Origin of the sequence: Providencia sp. PROV268 (genome assembly GCF_028477805.1) — a bacterium.
GTDB classification, from domain to species: domain Bacteria; phylum Pseudomonadota; class Gammaproteobacteria; order Enterobacterales; family Enterobacteriaceae; genus Providencia; species Providencia stuartii.
The window spans coordinates 182839-198799 of the sequence record NZ_JAMPLW010000010.1 but is presented as its reverse complement, the minus strand read 5'-3'; the positions used below and the strand labels follow the sequence as shown (position 1 = coordinate 198799).

16 protein-coding genes are annotated in these 15961 nt (G+C 42.5%); 9 read left to right on the top strand and 7 right to left on the bottom strand.

Features of this window, described 5'->3' with window-relative positions:
• Window positions 1-162 precede the first annotated feature (162 nt).
• Both nhaA and nhaR read left to right on the top strand, forming a co-directional pair.
• Entirely contained in the window at window positions 163-1335 is a 1173-nt protein-coding gene (gene nhaA / locus PR699_RS09365; RefSeq protein WP_004926760.1) for a Na+/H+ antiporter NhaA, read from the top strand.
• A gap of 183 nt (window positions 1336-1518) precedes the next feature.
• Window positions 1519-2442, top strand: coding sequence for a transcriptional activator NhaR (nhaR, locus tag PR699_RS09360; RefSeq protein ID WP_014656815.1), 924 nt, complete (start codon window positions 1519-1521; stop codon window positions 2440-2442).
• Between the two features lie 52 nt (window positions 2443-2494).
• Here the strand turns inward: nhaR and rpsT are convergent, their stop codons facing one another.
• On the bottom strand, window positions 2495-2755 hold the full coding sequence (gene rpsT / locus PR699_RS09355) for a 30S ribosomal protein S20 (RefSeq protein ID WP_014656814.1): 261 nt from the start codon (window positions 2753-2755) through the stop codon (window positions 2495-2497).
• Between the two features lie 601 nt (window positions 2756-3356).
• On the opposite strand from rpsT, the gene ribF reads away from it, so the two are divergent.
• The 6 genes from ribF to PR699_RS09325 all read left to right on the top strand — a co-directional run bounded on the left by ribF (window position 3357) and on the right by PR699_RS09325 (window position 9856).
• Window positions 3357-4295, top strand: coding sequence for a bifunctional riboflavin kinase/FAD synthetase (gene ribF, locus PR699_RS09350; protein ID WP_004926774.1), 939 nt, complete (start codon window positions 3357-3359; stop codon window positions 4293-4295).
• Between the two features lie 27 nt (window positions 4296-4322).
• A complete protein-coding gene (gene ileS, locus PR699_RS09345) occupies window positions 4323-7133 on the top strand; it encodes an isoleucine--tRNA ligase (protein ID WP_272572887.1) in 2811 nt (936 codons plus the stop codon).
• Window positions 7133-7633 (top strand): signal peptidase II, encoded by a 501-nt coding sequence (gene lspA / locus PR699_RS09340; RefSeq protein WP_014656811.1) that lies wholly within the window; start codon window positions 7133-7135, stop codon window positions 7631-7633. Before ileS ends, lspA begins: the two co-directional genes overlap by 1 nt.
• Before the next feature lie 65 nt (window positions 7634-7698).
• The gene (gene fkpB, locus PR699_RS09335; RefSeq protein ID WP_004926787.1) at window positions 7699-8169 is read left to right on the top strand and encodes an FKBP-type peptidyl-prolyl cis-trans isomerase; all 471 of its coding nucleotides are present in this window, start codon (window positions 7699-7701) and stop codon (window positions 8167-8169) included.
• Complete coding sequence (gene ispH, locus PR699_RS09330; protein ID WP_004926791.1) at window positions 8150-9103, top strand: 4-hydroxy-3-methylbut-2-enyl diphosphate reductase; 954 nt, start codon at window positions 8150-8152, stop codon at window positions 9101-9103. Before fkpB ends, ispH begins: the two co-directional genes overlap by 20 nt.
• A 93-nt stretch (window positions 9104-9196) precedes the next feature.
• The gene (locus tag PR699_RS09325; RefSeq protein ID WP_004926796.1) at window positions 9197-9856 is read left to right on the top strand and encodes an HAD family hydrolase; all 660 of its coding nucleotides are present in this window, start codon (window positions 9197-9199) and stop codon (window positions 9854-9856) included.
• A 110-nt stretch (window positions 9857-9966) separates the two neighbouring features.
• Here PR699_RS09325 and PR699_RS09320 read toward each other — a convergent pair whose 3' ends face one another.
• From PR699_RS09320 to PR699_RS09295, 6 genes are all read right to left on the bottom strand, one after another.
• Window positions 9967-10542, bottom strand: coding sequence for a TerD family protein (locus PR699_RS09320; RefSeq protein ID WP_004926799.1), 576 nt, complete (start codon window positions 10540-10542; stop codon window positions 9967-9969).
• 72 nt (window positions 10543-10614) lie between these two features.
• Window positions 10615-11193 (bottom strand): tellurium resistance membrane protein TerD, encoded by a 579-nt coding sequence (gene terD, locus PR699_RS09315; protein ID WP_004926803.1) that lies wholly within the window; start codon window positions 11191-11193, stop codon window positions 10615-10617.
• Window positions 11194-11241: 48 nt separating this feature from the next.
• Entirely contained in the window at window positions 11242-12285 is a 1044-nt protein-coding gene (locus tag PR699_RS09310) for a TerC/Alx family metal homeostasis membrane protein (protein ID WP_004926804.1), read from the bottom strand.
• 31 nt (window positions 12286-12316) lie between these two features.
• The gene (locus tag PR699_RS09305) at window positions 12317-12772 is read right to left on the bottom strand and encodes a tellurite resistance TerB family protein (protein ID WP_004926805.1); all 456 of its coding nucleotides are present in this window, start codon (window positions 12770-12772) and stop codon (window positions 12317-12319) included.
• A gap of 25 nt (window positions 12773-12797) precedes the next feature.
• Window positions 12798-13982 (bottom strand): TerD family protein, encoded by a 1185-nt coding sequence (locus PR699_RS09300; protein ID WP_004926807.1) that lies wholly within the window; start codon window positions 13980-13982, stop codon window positions 12798-12800.
• On the bottom strand, window positions 13979-14572 hold the full coding sequence (locus tag PR699_RS09295; protein ID WP_004926810.1) for a TerD family protein: 594 nt from the start codon (window positions 14570-14572) through the stop codon (window positions 13979-13981). Before PR699_RS09295 ends, PR699_RS09300 begins: the two co-directional genes overlap by 4 nt.
• A gap of 320 nt (window positions 14573-14892) precedes the next feature.
• On the opposite strand from PR699_RS09295, the gene PR699_RS09290 reads away from it, so the two are divergent.
• Window positions 14893-15960: an ATP-grasp domain-containing protein gene (locus PR699_RS09290; RefSeq protein WP_014656809.1), complete on the top strand. Its 1068-nt coding sequence runs from the start codon at window positions 14893-14895 to the stop codon at window positions 15958-15960.
• Window position 15961 lies beyond the last annotated feature (1 nt).

The window sequence follows — 15961 nt, the reverse complement described above, 5'->3', positions numbered from 1 at the left end:
AATAAATTTGTCTATATTTAAATTTAACAGTAATTAAACAAAAAGAGTGAGTAATTTCTCATATTGCTCGAGAATGTCGAATCATTACTGATAAATAAACGACTTTTTACGAACTAATGATTAGCATAATATTAACACTCTGTTTATTTTGGGGTTAAATATATGACAGCAATCATCCGTAAATTTTTAAGGTTAGAAGCAGCGGGAGGGCTACTCCTAATTATTGCTGCCATAGTCGCATTAATTATGGCGAATTCGCCAGCTCAGGGACTATACCAGCAGTTTTTAGATATACCTATCTCCGTTAAGATCTCATCACTAGAGCTCGATAAGCCATTAATTCTATGGATTAATGATTTTTTGATGGCGATTTTCTTTCTTGTCGTCGGTCTTGAGGTTAAACGAGAACTGCTTGAGGGGTCGCTTGCAGGGAAAGATAAAGCTATTTTTCCTGCTGTTGCAGCGCTAGGTGGGATGTTAGCACCTGCACTCATTTATTTGCTGTTTAATGGCGCTGATGATATTACACGCCAAGGTTGGGCAATACCCGCAGCAACAGACATCGCCTTCGCCCTAGGGGTTATGGCGCTTTTAGGTAAGCGAGTGCCAACAGAGTTAAAAGTCTTTTTATTGGCACTAGCGATTATTGATGACCTTGGTGTCATTGTGATTATCGCATTCTTCTATACCAGTTCGTTATCTTTAGTCGCGCTTGGTTTAGCGGCTTTATGTGTGGCATTACTGGTTATCATGAATTGGCGGCGAGTTGAAAATACCGCAGCTTATTTAGTTATCGGGCTGATCCTTTGGGTTTGTATTCTTAAATCAGGCGTGCATGCAACTCTCGCGGGGGTCATTGTCGGTTTCTTGATACCACTGCATGGCACAAATAATACAAAACCGTCAGAAGAGCTTGAGCATGTGCTACACCCTTGGGTTGCTTATATGATTTTACCGATATTTGCTTTTGCCAACTCAGGTGTTCAATTAAACGGCGTCACGTTTGATGGATTGATGAGTACATTACCTTTAGGGGTTGCGGCAGGTTTACTTTTTGGTAAGCCTTTAGGGATTTTTCTCTTTAGTTGGGTTTCGGTAAAACTTGGGTTTGCAAAATTACCTGAGTCCATTAATTTGAGGCAAGTATTCGCAGTATCTGTTTTATGTGGAATCGGTTTTACTATGTCTATCTTTATTACCGGACTGGCATTTGATGGGTTGGATGATAGCTATAGTACCTATTCAAGACTAGGAATTTTACTTGGATCAACATTAGCTGCCTTTTTAGGTTACTTTTTGTTAAAGGTAGTGTTACCGAAACCTCAACAAAAATAGTTATTGTCTGAATTCCAATAAATTCAGAAATAAATAGTAAGAAATTCCGAGTTAATGGACTATGATATACCCGCAACACACCTTTTTTGTGTTGTGGGTATATCTATATAACTCCTGCAAAAGGAGCAGTGAAAAATAGTATGGTCAGTATTGATTATTATTGGCGGTACAGAAGGAATCGATATGCGGGTTTCACACCTTAATTTTAACCACCTTTATTATTTTTGGCATGTCTGTAAAGAAGGGTCTGTCGTTGGGGCGGCTGAAGCGTTGTATTTAACCCCTCAAACCATTACCGGGCAAATAAAAGCATTAGAAGAGCGGCTAGGCGGTAAATTATTTAAGCGCCAAGGGCGCGGTTTAGTTCCCTCAGAGCTTGGGCAACTCATTTTTCGCTACGCTGACAAAATGTTTATGTTAAGCCAAGAAATGCTTGATATTGTCAATTATAGCCGAGAATCAAATTTGTTGTTTGATGTCGGTGTTGCTGATGCCTTATCGAAACAGTTAGTAAGTCGAGTTTTAGAAACGGCAGTCGTTGAACATGAGCAGATCCATCTTCGCTGCTTTGAATCGACTCATGAAATGTTGCTTGAGCAACTGAGCCAACACAAACTTGATATGATTTTATCTGATTGCCCAGTCGATTCATCACAGCAAGAAGGCCTATTTTCTGTGAAGTTAGGCGAGTGCAGTGTGAGTTTCTTTTGCCGCGACCCTGCACCTAAAAAGCCATTCCCTGAATGTTTAGAAGAGCGTCGTTTGCTGATCCCAGGTCGCCGTTCAATGTTAGGACGCCACTTATTGACTTGGATCCGTAATAAGAATTTGCAAGTTGAAGTACTTGGTGAATTTGATGATGCTGCTTTAATGAAAGCCTTTGGTATGCATCACAATGCAATCTTTGTTGCTCCCTCATTATATGCCGCGGATATTTTGGGAGGGGAGGATGTTATCGAACTCGGTCGGCTAGATAGCGTTAAAGAAGAGTATTTTGTCATTTTTGCGGAACGCATGATCCAACATCCTGCGGTTCAGCGTGTCTGTAACAAAGATTTTTCCAATCTGTTCTCAGCGCCATTTGATAAGCTTGAGAAAAAAGTTTAACAGACAAAAAAACCGGCAGAAGCCGGTTTTTTTAGCTAATCAAGAAGCAAAATTACATAGCTTTGATTTGAGCTGCTAAGTTAGCTTTATGACGCGCTGCTTTGTTTTTGTGGATCAGGCCTTTAGTGGCGTGACGATCAACAATAGGTTGCATGTCATTGAATGCTTTCTGAGCCGCTTCTTTATCGCCAGCAGCGATAGCAAGGTAAACTTTCTTGATAAAAGTACGCACCATAGAACGACGGCTAGCGTTGTGCTGACGACGTTTCTCAGATTGTATAGCGCGTTTCTTAGCTGATTTGATATTAGCCAAGGTCCAACTCCCAAATGTATTCTATTGAGGACAATTCAAAGGTCGAGGAATATGCCCTTTCGCCCTTCATTTGTCAATGGATTTGTGCAAATAAACGTCGTGTACATCGACGTAAGTGCGTTTGTGAATGGTGCAAGATTCTACCAGCAAATGCTAGAGGAATACAGATCTTCACGCGAAAAAAAAGCGTATTTGATGGCACATAATAAAAAATTTTTTTACTGAAAAAATTTTTGAGTTGAAGATAATAGCAGTTAGTATAATTATCACGCAATAATTGTTTGTTTATTGGTCATTGAGAACAATGGCTTGCATAAGTCTGGACGAAAATCAGAAAAATTTACGATTTTTCGAGACCTCAGCGCAATTTTGTTGTATTGATAATCCATTGGTTATCCCTATATTTTGATCTTTATATTCAGCAACAGCTAAATTTTTTTCGTTAAAACCGCTTAGTCGGGGTTTTATTCAGGCTAAAACTGGGCTGTAGCTTGTGTATTGATCAAAAAATGGCGATTGAATGAAACCTTTTACGAACTTGGGTTAACCTTAAGCGTCGTACAAGGTATAATCCAGCAATTTCCTCGGTATTGAGCCTGTTATGGAGCTAATTCGCGGTATACAAAATATCCGGGCGTGCCATCATGGTTGCGTGCTGACTATTGGTAATTTTGATGGTGTCCATCGTGGGCATCAGGTTTTACTTCAAAATTTGAAGCAAAAGGGTGAGCAGTTGGGGTTACCCTCTGTCGTGATGATTTTTGAACCACAACCCCTTGAGTTTTTTATTGGTGACAAAGCGCCTGCTCGTTTGACGCGTCTGCGAGACAAAGTGAAATACTTGGCAGACAGTGGGATTGATTACCTACTGTGTGTTGAGTTTAACCAACATTTTGCCTCTTTAACGCCAGATGAGTTTGTCGCTGAACTACTGGTAAAAAAATTGGGCGTAAAATACCTCGCCATAGGCGATGATTTTCGTTTTGGTAAGAATCGTATGGGCGATTTTGCTTTCCTACAGCAAGCAGGTAGCCAGTATGGGTTTCAAGTCGCGGATACAGAAAGTTTTTGTGATTCGGGGTTGCGTATCAGTAGCACTGCGATTCGCAAAGCAATACAAGATAACGATCTGGCATTAGCAGAAACGTTATTAGGCCACCCATATCGTATCAGTGGGCGTGTTGTGCATGGAAACCAACTTGGGCGTACCATCGGTTTTCCAACGGCAAACCTGCCATTAAAACGATTAGTCACACCTGTGACGGGTGTGTATGCTGTAGAAGTTTACGGTTTAGGGGATAAGCCCTTGCCTGGTGTAGCAAATATAGGTACTAGGCCAACAGTATCTGGTAAAGGGCAGCAATTAGAAGTCCATCTGATTGATGCCAATATGGATTTATACGGACGTCATATTGATGTCGTGTTGCGTAAGAAATTACGCGACGAACAGCGGTTTGCTTCATTAGACGCGCTTAAGGAGCAAATCGCTAAAGATGTGATTGCGGCTAGGGATTACTTAGCGGCAATAAATGTCAGATAATTTAGCGGAAAATGGAACTGAGAATCGATGAGTGACTATAAAAATACCCTGAATCTACCAGAAACAGGGTTTCCAATGCGTGGCGATCTCGCCAAACGCGAACCACAGATGTTAGAGCGCTGGTACAAAGAAGGTTTGTATCATGCTATCCGTAAAGCAAAATCGGGCAAAAAAACATTTATTCTGCACGATGGTCCTCCGTATGCTAACGGCAGTATTCATATTGGTCACTCAGTCAACAAAATTCTCAAAGACATTATTATTAAATCCAAAGGGTTGGCGGGCTTTGACTCCCCATACATCCCTGGTTGGGATTGCCATGGTTTACCTATTGAACATAAAGTTGAGCAAATAGTAGGCAAGCCAGGGGAGAAAGTTTCCGCCGCTGAATTCCGTGCACAATGCCGCCAATATGCTAAAGAGCAAATTGAAGGCCAAAAAGCTGACTTTATTCGCCTTGGTGTTTTGGGTGAGTGGGATAAGCCGTATCTGACGATGGACTTCAAAACAGAAGCAAACATTATCAGAGCATTGGCGAAAACTATCGCTAATGGTCACCTAGTGAAAGGGGCAAAACCAGTTCACTGGTGTACTGCTTGTGGGTCTTCACTTGCTGAAGCAGAAGTTGAATACTATGACAAAACGTCACCATCTATCTACGTTCGTTTCCCTGCCGTAGATAGCAACGCGGTGTACGAAAAATTTGGCGTAGTGGGTGATAAAACGCCAGCGCTAGTCATTTGGACCACAACGCCTTGGACGTTACCAGCTAACCGTGCTATCTCACTGAACCCTGAGTTTAAATACCAGTTGGTTGAAGCCAATGGCGAAGTCGTTATCCTTGCGGCTGATCTCGTTGAAGATGTCATGAAAACAGTGGGCATTGAGTCATGGAAAGTGCTGAGCGAATGTGAAGGCAGTGCCCTTGAATTATTGCGCTTCGAGCATCCATTTATGGGCTTTGATGTGCCTGCTATTTTAGGGGATCACGTTACTCTTGATGCCGGTACAGGGGCAGTGCATACCGCTCCAGGTCATGGTCCAGAAGACTATGTAGTCGGTCAAAAATATGGCCTAGAAACTGCAAACCCAGTAGGTCCAGATGGTTGCTTCCTTGCGAATACCTATCCAACCTTGGATGGTGTGTTCATCTTCAAAGCTAACGATGTCATCGTTGAGTTACTGAAAGAAAAAGGCGCATTGCTGTATAAGCAAGCTATTTCACATAGCTATCCATGCTGTTGGCGTCATAAAACCCCAGTCATTTTCCGTGCTACACCACAATGGTTTATTGGCATGGATAAGAATGGCTTGCGTGAGCAATCACTAAAAGAGATTGATATCGTTCAGTGGATCCCAGGTTGGGGTCGTGCACGTATCGAATCAATGGTTGAAAACCGCCCTGACTGGTGTATCTCGCGTCAACGTACGTGGGGAACACCAATGTCACTGTTTGTGCATAAAGAGACCGAAGAGTTACATCCTCGCACGTTGGAGTTGATGGAAGAAGTCGCTAAACGTGTTGAAGTTGATGGTATTCAAGCATGGTGGGATCTGGATGCTGCTGAGCTATTAGGTGATGAAGCTGAAATCTACCGTAAAGTGCCAGACACACTGGATGTATGGTTTGATTCAGGGTCGACACATTTTGCCGTTGTGGATGCACGTCCTGAGTATCACGGTAATTCAGCAGATATGTACCTTGAAGGTTCAGACCAACATCGTGGTTGGTTTATGTCTTCATTGATGCTCTCAACGGCAATGAAAGGCAAAGCACCTTATCGTCAAGTACTGACTCATGGCTTTACTGTCGATGGTCAAGGCCGCAAGATGTCTAAATCTTTAGGTAACACAATTAGCCCACAGGATGTGATGAACAAACTGGGTGCTGATATTTTACGTCTATGGGTGGCATCTACCGATTACACTGGTGAAATTGCGGTATCGGATGAGATCTTAAAACGTGCGGCAGACTCTTATCGCCGTATTCGTAACACTGCACGTTTCTTACTGGCTAACCTGAACGGCTTTAACCCTGAAACTGATATGGTTAAACCTGAAGAGATGGTGGTGTTAGATAGATGGGCAGTAGGGCGTGCACTTGAGGCTCAAAAAGAGATCACTAAAGCCTATGATGAATATGACTTCTTGTCAGTCATTCAGCGCCTTATGCATTTCTGCTCTATCGAAATGGGCTCATTCTATCTGGATATCATTAAAGATCGCCAGTATACCGCGAAGAGTGATAGCCTTGCTCGTCGTAGCTGCCAAACAGCGTTATTCCATATTGCGGAAGCCTTGGTTCGTTGGATTGCACCAATACTGTCGTTCACCGCGGATGAAATTTGGAACGAGCTGCCAGGTGAGCATGCTAAGTTTGTATTAACCGAAGAGTGGTATGACGCATTATTTGGTTTGGCAGAAACAGAAAGCATGAATGATGATTTCTGGGCTGAGTTACTTGCTGTTCGTGGTGAAGTTAACAAAGTTCTTGAGCAAGCACGTGCAGATAAACATATCGGTGGCTCATTAGAGGCCTCTGTCACCTTGTATGCGGATAAAGCGCTTGCAGAGAAGCTCAATAGCTTAGCGGATGAGCTCCGTTTTGTGTTGTTGACCTCTCAAGTACGAGTTGCTGATATTGCTGAAGCACCGGCGAATGCACAACAATCAGAGCTAAGTGGCTTGAAAATTGGCTTTAGCAAGGCTGCTGGTGAGAAATGTCCTCGCTGCTGGCACTATGCTAATGATGTAGGTTCCGTTGCTGATCACCCTGAATTGTGTGGTCGCTGTGTCACTAACGTAGCCGGAAACGGTGAAATACGTAAGTTTGCATAATGAAGAGACCTATTTGTTCTACTGGGTTACGTTGGTTGTGGTTAACCGTTGTGCTGATTGCATTGGATTTAGGCATTAAACAGTTAGTCTTGAAAGAGATGAACCTGTATGAGCCACATCCAATCATGCCTTACCTCAACTTGATGTATGCACAAAATTTTGGTGCCGCATTTAGTTTTCTTGCTGATGAGGGAGGCTGGCAACGTTGGTTCTTTGCTGGCATCGCGGTGACGATATCTGTCATTTTAATGGTAATGATGTATCGCCAAAGCGCGCAAAAACGACTAAGCAATATCGCTTATGCGTTGATTATCAGTGGAGCAATTGGCAATCTGAGTGATCGTTTAATACATGGTTTTGTCATTGATTATATTGATTTTTATATAGGCAATTGGCATTACCCAACATTTAACCTTGCAGATGTTACGATTTGTATTGGTGCCGCTTTAGTGATCTTAGAAGGCTTCTTGCCTGACAAGGACAAAAAGAAAGCAAATTAACTGATATAATAACCCTCAGCCCGGTTCTGCCGGGCTGATTTTTATAATAGAAATAGGTTCGATTTATGTCTACTCAGGTACAACCACAAAGCGCGGTATTGTTGCATTTTACGTTGAAACTAGAAGATGGTTCGACAGCCGATTCTTCCCATAGTCAGGGTAAACCTGCGTTGTTTAGTTTAGGGGATGGTTCACTTTCACCTGAATTAGAAGCGCAATTAGTTGGGCTGAATGTGGGTGAAAAGAAAAGTTTTTCATTACCGGGTGATACGGTCTTTGGTAAACATAATCCTGATTTAATTCAATACTTTTCTCTGCGTGATTTTACGGAAACAGGGATACCTGAGATTGGCACAATCATGCTTTTTACTGCAATGAATGGCAGTGAGATGCCTGGAGTAGTAAAATCAATAGAAGGTGAATCTGTGACGATTGATTTTAATCATCCGTTAGCAGAGCAACAAATCACTTTTGATATTGAAGTACTTGAGATTGACCCGCAATTGGAGAGTCAAAATGCAAATATTAATGGCTAACCCTCGTGGCTTTTGTGCAGGGGTAGACCGTGCGATCAGCATTGTAGAAAGAGCACTTGAGCTTTATGGTGCACCTATTTATGTACGCCATGAGGTTGTTCACAACCGTTATGTGGTAGATGATCTGCGTCAGCGCGGTGCTATTTTTATTGAAGAGATCTCTGAAGTACCCGATGGCTCGATCCTGATTTTTTCTGCTCATGGCGTCTCTCAAGCTATTCGTCAAGAAGCGCGCTCACGTGATCTGACGATGTTATTTGATGCGACTTGTCCATTGGTGACCAAAGTGCATATGGAAGTGGCGCGTGCTAGCCGAAAAGGCAAAGAAGCTATTTTGATTGGTCACGCAGGCCATCCAGAAGTAGAAGGTACCATGGGGCAGTACAGTAACCCAGAAGGTGGAATGTACCTTGTTGAAAGCCCAGAAGATGTCTGGAAGCTGCAAGTAAAAGACGAAAATAATTTGTGCTTTATGACCCAAACAACGCTCTCGGTTGATGATACCTCTGACGTTATTGATGCATTAACTCAACGTTTCCCAAGCATTGTTGGCCCGCGTAAAGATGATATCTGCTATGCGACGACCAATCGTCAAGAAGCAGCGCGTGAACTTGCTGAGCGTGCAGATATTGTGTTGGTTGTGGGGTCTAAAAATTCGTCAAACTCGAATCGTTTGGCGGAATTGGCTTCCCGAATGAAAAAACCAGCTTATCTCATCGATGGTGCTGAAGACATTAAAACAGAGTGGCTAGTCGATAAAAAAATTATCGGTTTGACTGCGGGAGCCTCAGCGCCTGATATTTTAGTTCGCCAAGTGATCGATAAACTGAAAGAGTTTGGCGCTGATGAGGTTGTAGAGCTTCAAGGCCGCGAAGAAAATATTGTGTTTGAAGTACCTAAAGAGTTACGTGTTGAGGTTAAGCAAATTAGCTAATGGCAAGGCGCCTAGTTATTTATTATAGAATACCTCTGATCTGCCTAATAGAGGCAGGTTGGAGGCAACGCAGCGTTTTTGGAGTTTTCATTCGTGCCCAACAATACCGCCCATGCCGTTAATGTACTTTCTGTTTTTGATTTCGATGGCACATTAACATATCGTGACAGCTTTATCCCATTTTTAAAATTTGCGTTCGGGAAATATCGTTTTTCCCGCAAAATTATTAGATTGGTTTTGCCTACTTTGCAATGTGCTAGGCGCAAGCTCACGCGTGACGAATTAAAAGAAGTGCTGATTAAGACCTTTCTCACGGGGGTTGACGAGAAGTGGCTAAAAGAGAAAGCCGAACAATTTTGTAAGATTTATTGGACGAAATTGATGCGCCCTGAAGGGGTGTTAGGTGTTGCCGCTGAAGTTGAAAGTGGTGCTGAAGTGACGATTTGTTCCGCCTCACCATCTCTGGTCCTTAAGCCGTTTGCAAAAAGGTTAGGCATCAAGTTGATCAGTACTGAACTTGAAGTGGTGAATGGTAAATTAACGGGGAATTTGGTTGGCCAAAACTGCCGCCGTGAACAGAAAGTAAAACGTTTAGAGCAGGTATACGGTGACTTGGGTCAATATCACCTACGCGCTTGGGGTGATACTCGTGGGGATTTTGAATTATTGCAAGCTGCGCAAGACGCACACTGGCGCCATTTCCATAAAAAGCACTACCGATATAAACATAAACAGGTGGTTAGTAGAGACTGATTTTATTATCAGTCTCTTGGGAAAATAAAGTCATCAAGAGAGAGATGAGAGCTTGATGACTGCCAGTAATCTTTATAGATGAGGGCAGTGCTCATCTTAGTTAAGGTGAATTAGATATTGACACCGTGTTGAGCTGCCAATGCACTCAAGCCACCCGCGAAGCCTTGGCCTACCGCTTTGAATTTCCACTCGTTACCATGGCGATATAGCTCACCAAAAATCATTGCTGTTTCAGTTGACGCGTCTTCAGATAGGTCAAAACGTGCAATTTCAGCATTGGTATCGTTGTTGTAAACACGCATAAAGCTGTTGCTTACCATGCCAAAGTTTTGTTTACGTGTTTCTGCATCATAAATCGTGACAGAGAAAACCAGTTTTTTCACTTCAGCAGGAACTTTAGTCAGGTCGATTTTGACTTGTTCGTCATCACCGTCGCCTTCCCCAGTACGGTTATCGCCTTGGTGTTCAACAGAACCACATGGGCTTACTTTGTTGTTGAAGAAGATAAAATTTGCATCAGAGAGAACTTTACCGTCTTCTCCAACCATAAATACAGAAGCATCTAAATCAAAATCTGCGCCGTCAGTAACACGAGCATCCCATCCCAGACCGACCATAGCAACATTCATTGTCGGTGCTTCTTTAGTCAGGGATACATTACCACCTTTAACGAGGGAAACTGCCATATAAAGCTCCTTTGCTGTTGAAAATTGGTAGCGTTTTTTCGCTACCAATACTTATCACTGATTTTACTGATATCAAGATGCATTGATGCCGTATTGAGCGCATACAGAGGCTAGGCCACCTGCATAGCCTTGACCGACGGCACGGAATTTCCACTCATTGCTATGACGGTATAATTCACCGAATAGCATTGCCGTTTCCGTTGACGCGTCTTCAGTCAGGTCATAACGAGCGACTTCAATTTGGTTGTCATCATTGACTAAACGGATAAATGCACCAGAAACTTGGCCGAAACTTTGGCGACGAGCTTGTGCATCATGAATAGTGACAACGAAGATGATTTTATCGATGTCCGCTGGGATCAGGTCTAATTTGATTTTCAGCGCTTCATCGTCACCATCGCCTTCACCAGTACGGTTATCACCGGTATGAGTTACTGAGCCGTCGGCAGATGCTAGGTTGTTATAGAAAATAAAGTCTGCATCACCACGTACTTTTCCGTTAGCGGCTAATAAAAACGCAGAAGCATCTAAGTCAAAGTCCTGACCGTCTGTTGAACGAGCATCCCAGCCAAGTCCAACTAGGACGTTTTTCATCGTTGGTGCTGCTTTGCTTAACGAAACATTGCCGCCTTTAGATAGAGAAACGCTCATTGTTATAACTCCTTGAAAATTTATGCAAAAATATGTTGTGAAAGAATGTTAGCTATGCTTTTCATCCTCAGATTTATCTTTTTCTGGAAAAAGTACGCTTGCGATAATGCCTAATGCAAGTACCCCAAGTACCACAAACAAGCTTGTGCTAGCAGAGATACTAAAGCCATGATGCCAAATATGATCTGTTGCATTCAAGCCAAGTTTAACGGCAATAAAGAACAGAAGAACGATGACGGCTTTTTCTAAGTAGACAAGATATTGCTTCAATGCTTCCAGAACGAAATAAAGCGTACGCAAACCTAATATTGCAAACATCATTGCGCTGTAAACAATCAGTGGCTCACGGCTTACCGCGATAATAGCGGGTACAGAGTCAAAAGCAAACATCACATCAGATAACTCAACGACAGCCACACATAACATAAGTGGGGTTGCGTAAAGTGCTGCTTTTTTACCGCGGCCGATTGTCACATCTTTGTTTTCAGGTTTGGCTAGCTCTGCATCAACTTCTTTTTGTGTTAATAAGAATGCGTGCCCCGTTATTTTAGGCCAAATTGGGAAGAAACGTTTGACTAAACGATAGGCTAAGTGCTGAGAATAATCCTCAATTTCATCACTGTCATCGCCGCTACGTAACATCATTACCGCTGTCCAAGCAACCACAAGGGCAAAGATGATTTCAACGTATGGTCCTAAGCTGAGAAGTCCTGTACCGATGGCGACGAAGATCCCACGGAAAATAATGGCACCGATAATCCCCCAGTATAGAACCCGGTGGCGAAAGCGATCCGGTACGGCAAACCAAGAGAAAATCGCCATCATGACAAACAAGTTGTCGACCGAGAGGACTTTTTCCAACGCATAACCTGTTACGAATAGGCTGGCAACTTCCGAGCCATGATGGATATATAGGAATCCAGCAAATGCCATAGCAATGGCAACCCAGAATATGGACCAGAAAATTGCATTTTTTAATGTGATCGGTTTATCAGCACGGTGCATAAATAAATCGATAAAAATAGCTCCGATTGCTAATACCACAAACACAATTACGGTTTCAGTCGGAAAGCCAATATGAGTGGATACCATAATAATTCCTAAACGGGGTCCTTAATTAAAATTACAGACCAAAGTCTGCTGGTGAAAAGCCTAATGCAGTTGCAATATCACGTACCGCGGCTTTCTCATCATTGTCAAAATCACCATCACTTTTGGCGACCGCAATACCAACGCGGATAGCTAACTGAGCGGCTTCAGGTTGATCTTTTAGTGCAAGGATGTATTTCATTGTTTCACCCTTGCCAATTTCTGAGTCGAAATCAAAGCTTGTAATGAGCTTATTAAAAAACTCAATCACTTCAGTGGTATCAAAAACTTTTAACTCATCAGAGGCTTTTAAGAAGCCAAGCATTTTCTGCTTCTCTTCAGAGCTAACGCCATCGCTGGCAATAGCAATACGAGCACAAACAGCCACGGTGCCTTGCATAAATTTTTTGTTTTTAAAACGACCGACTTGTTTGGTTAACTCTGCTCGGCCTGTATTCAATGCATCTTTAACTTTATTGAAAAAACTCATGGTATATCCCCTAATTTCCTTTTGATTATTTAGAACCGGCAGTCCAGCGAAACCCCCAGCCAAAGGCGTTATCCATATCTTTATGACCTTTAAAGAACTGGTTGATACGCTCAACTTTGATAGCGCCTTGCTCGTTCACGAGTCGCGCGATAGCGCACATGCCGCGACCATTATTTCCTTCGGTTAAACGTGTTTCAATTGGTGGTTGATCTGGTACATGAATAGTGACCACACCGTCCGTTTTATCCCAGCTTGGTACACCTTCGTAAATAAAGGCGTAAATCAGTATTTGCTTGATATTTTTCCACTCACGACCATTGATATATATCCATTCGCCACCTGAAACATCACCAGTGCGGTCATCCCCTTGTAACTCGACGAACGGTGGAGAATTAAAGAAGCCGAAAGTGTTTCCAAGCGCTTGGATAACCCCTTTTTCACGGTTCTGTAGCTCAACAAATGCACCTAAATCAAGGTCAATTCCTTTATTTCCACCACCAAATAAGCCACCTAAGAAGCCTGTTGACCCAGTATTACTACCACGGTGCCAATCAAGGTTGATCCTTATCTTCCCAAAATCGTCTTTTTTAACGAGGCTAATTGAAGGTTTTTCTTTAGTTAGAGACACTTTGCTCAGATTCACGGAAGCCGGAGCAGGGGGCGGTGTTGGTGTTGAGGCTGGTGCTGGAGTGGGTGTCGGCGCGGGTGTCGGTGTATCTTCAACATCAACACCAAAATGCTCAGCGAGAGGTTTTAGTCCACCATTAAACCCTTGAGCAATAAAGCGGAACTTCCAACTGTCATTACGGCGATAGAGTTCACCGAGAATTAATGCCGCTTCTTGGCGTCCATTAGTTTCCACCGTGCCGTTTAACAAAACTTCATTATTAGCATCAACTTGAATAGCAAGACGCTGCAAGCCAGCAATGGTTTGGTTGCCGTCACAAGTTGCTGTAAATGCAACTTTTTGCACACTAGGGTGTAAACGATTTAAATCGACGGTAAAGAGGCTATTGTTGCCTTCAGGACGAAAGCTAATGGTTTGATCATCATTCGTTGTTTGACCATAAAAAACCATATCCGCATCGTTTTTAACTTTACCTGTATCGTATAAACGGAAAGCCGAGGCATCAACAGCCATGCCAGATTGAATACGGATCGTCAGGGTTTGAGAAGGAACGGTAGCATTAGCACCTGGAGTCATATTCATGGGCGTACCACCACATTAACGATGTCAGATTGCATATCTTGAATAGTGCGACCTGTAGAAGGCGAACCGTGAGCGGTGAAATCCCACTGACCGTTATTACGACGCAAAGAAGCAATAATGATCCCTGTATGCGAGCCTTGTTCCGTTAATTTATAGTTTGCCAGCTCCTTTTTAGTAGCGTGATCAACAACGCGGCAAAATGCGTTTTCGACTTCATTGAAGGTTTGACCACGGAAGCTATTGACTGTGAATGCGAGGTATTCGGTATTGGCTGGCAGTTTATTGAGTTCTACAAAAATGGTTTCATCATCGCCATCACCTTCACCGGTAAGGTTATCGCCTGAATGAATGACAGAGTTGCAGCTTGATTTTAATTTGCGGAAAGAGACTACATCAATTTGCTTTCCTTGTGCATCAAGTAAAATGCAGCTAGCGTCCAAATCGATTGAATTACCGCCACCAAAAAGCCCACTTAAAAATCCTTTTTTCTTAACCTGAACCGGATCCCAGCCCAAACCAAACATCAGATGATTCAACGCAGGTGCTTGCTTGCTCAGGGAGATGGTTTGATTTTTGCTCAATGAAACCATAATAAAATTCCTTCAAAGTTACGATGAAATAGTGGTTTTTACATAACTAAAATCCAAAATATAAAGTTAATCATATCATGATGAAGTAGTTGGGCAACGCTATTTTTTTCAATATTATTTCTTTTTATTTTAACGTGTTGAATATAAATGATTAATTCATTTTTAGTATATTGATTAATGAGATTTTTCCGAACTAAATGTAAATATATGTAGTTCTAAACTATTAACGGTAATAAATCACAATATGATTGACATGTTGCGGTTTAAATCGCATTATTGCCGATCTTATTATTGGGTGCTTCGGATGGATGTAGGGATTGATGAACAGTAAAATATGGTTTATGGAAGGCTTGTCTTCGCAGCGAGACCTTATTCAAGGTGCTCGTGAGTTTGCTCAACAACAACTGAAAAACATAACGATATTTGCTTCTCATCGTCATGCCCGAAATGAAATTTTATCTCAGGCCGACTATGCACGATTAGAGCCAGAAGATAGTACTGAGCGATTGGCATTTATCACTCGGCTGGTTGAAAAAGAGAAAATATCGGCAATCCAAGCTGGCCGAAATAGTGAATGGTTTGAATCTCACCGCCAGCAAATTGAGTCTCTTGGCGTTAAATTAACAACGGGGGCGATGAGCGTTAGTGCACTTCAGTTAGCCGATGATAAATATGCTTTTGCACAATCAATGGAAAAGCACGGTTTGCCCGTTGTCCCCTCTATTCAGATTGACTCAATTGATGAATTAAAAGCATTTATCGTGAATAACCCTTTTAAAAATGTGCCATTATGTGTGAAACCTATTAAAGGGATTTATGGTATGGGATTTTGGCGTTTTGATGATTCCGTTTCTGCTATGGCGGCATTTACTCACCCTGAGAGTCGTCGAGTTAACCCTCGTCTCTATTTGCAAGCGATGGAACAAGCAGACGGCTTTGAACCTTTAGTCTTAATGCCTTATTTGCCGGGGCCTGAATATTCGGTAGATATGGTTGTCGAACAAGGTCGTGTTATTGCTGCGGTTGCTCGCCGTAAAGAAGGCTCTTTGCAGCACTTAGAAAACTCAGGGGAAGCTTATGAGTTAGGCTGTGCTTGCGCGCAAGTGATGCAAGCCGATGGGATTGTTAATGTGCAAACACGCAATGATGCTCAGGGGAACGCCGTTTTGCTTGAAATCAATATGCGTCCTTCTGGTGGAATAGGTTACACACAACATAGTGGTATCAACCTACCTGGTATTTTTGCTTTGCGGCAGCTTGGTCTAATTAGCCAAGAGGAAGTCGTTGCTGAAAAAGCAAAATTCACACCTTCGATTATACGGCCTATCACAAATTCAATCAGTTATAGTTCAATAACAACCAATTTAATCAGTACGGATAAAAACTAAT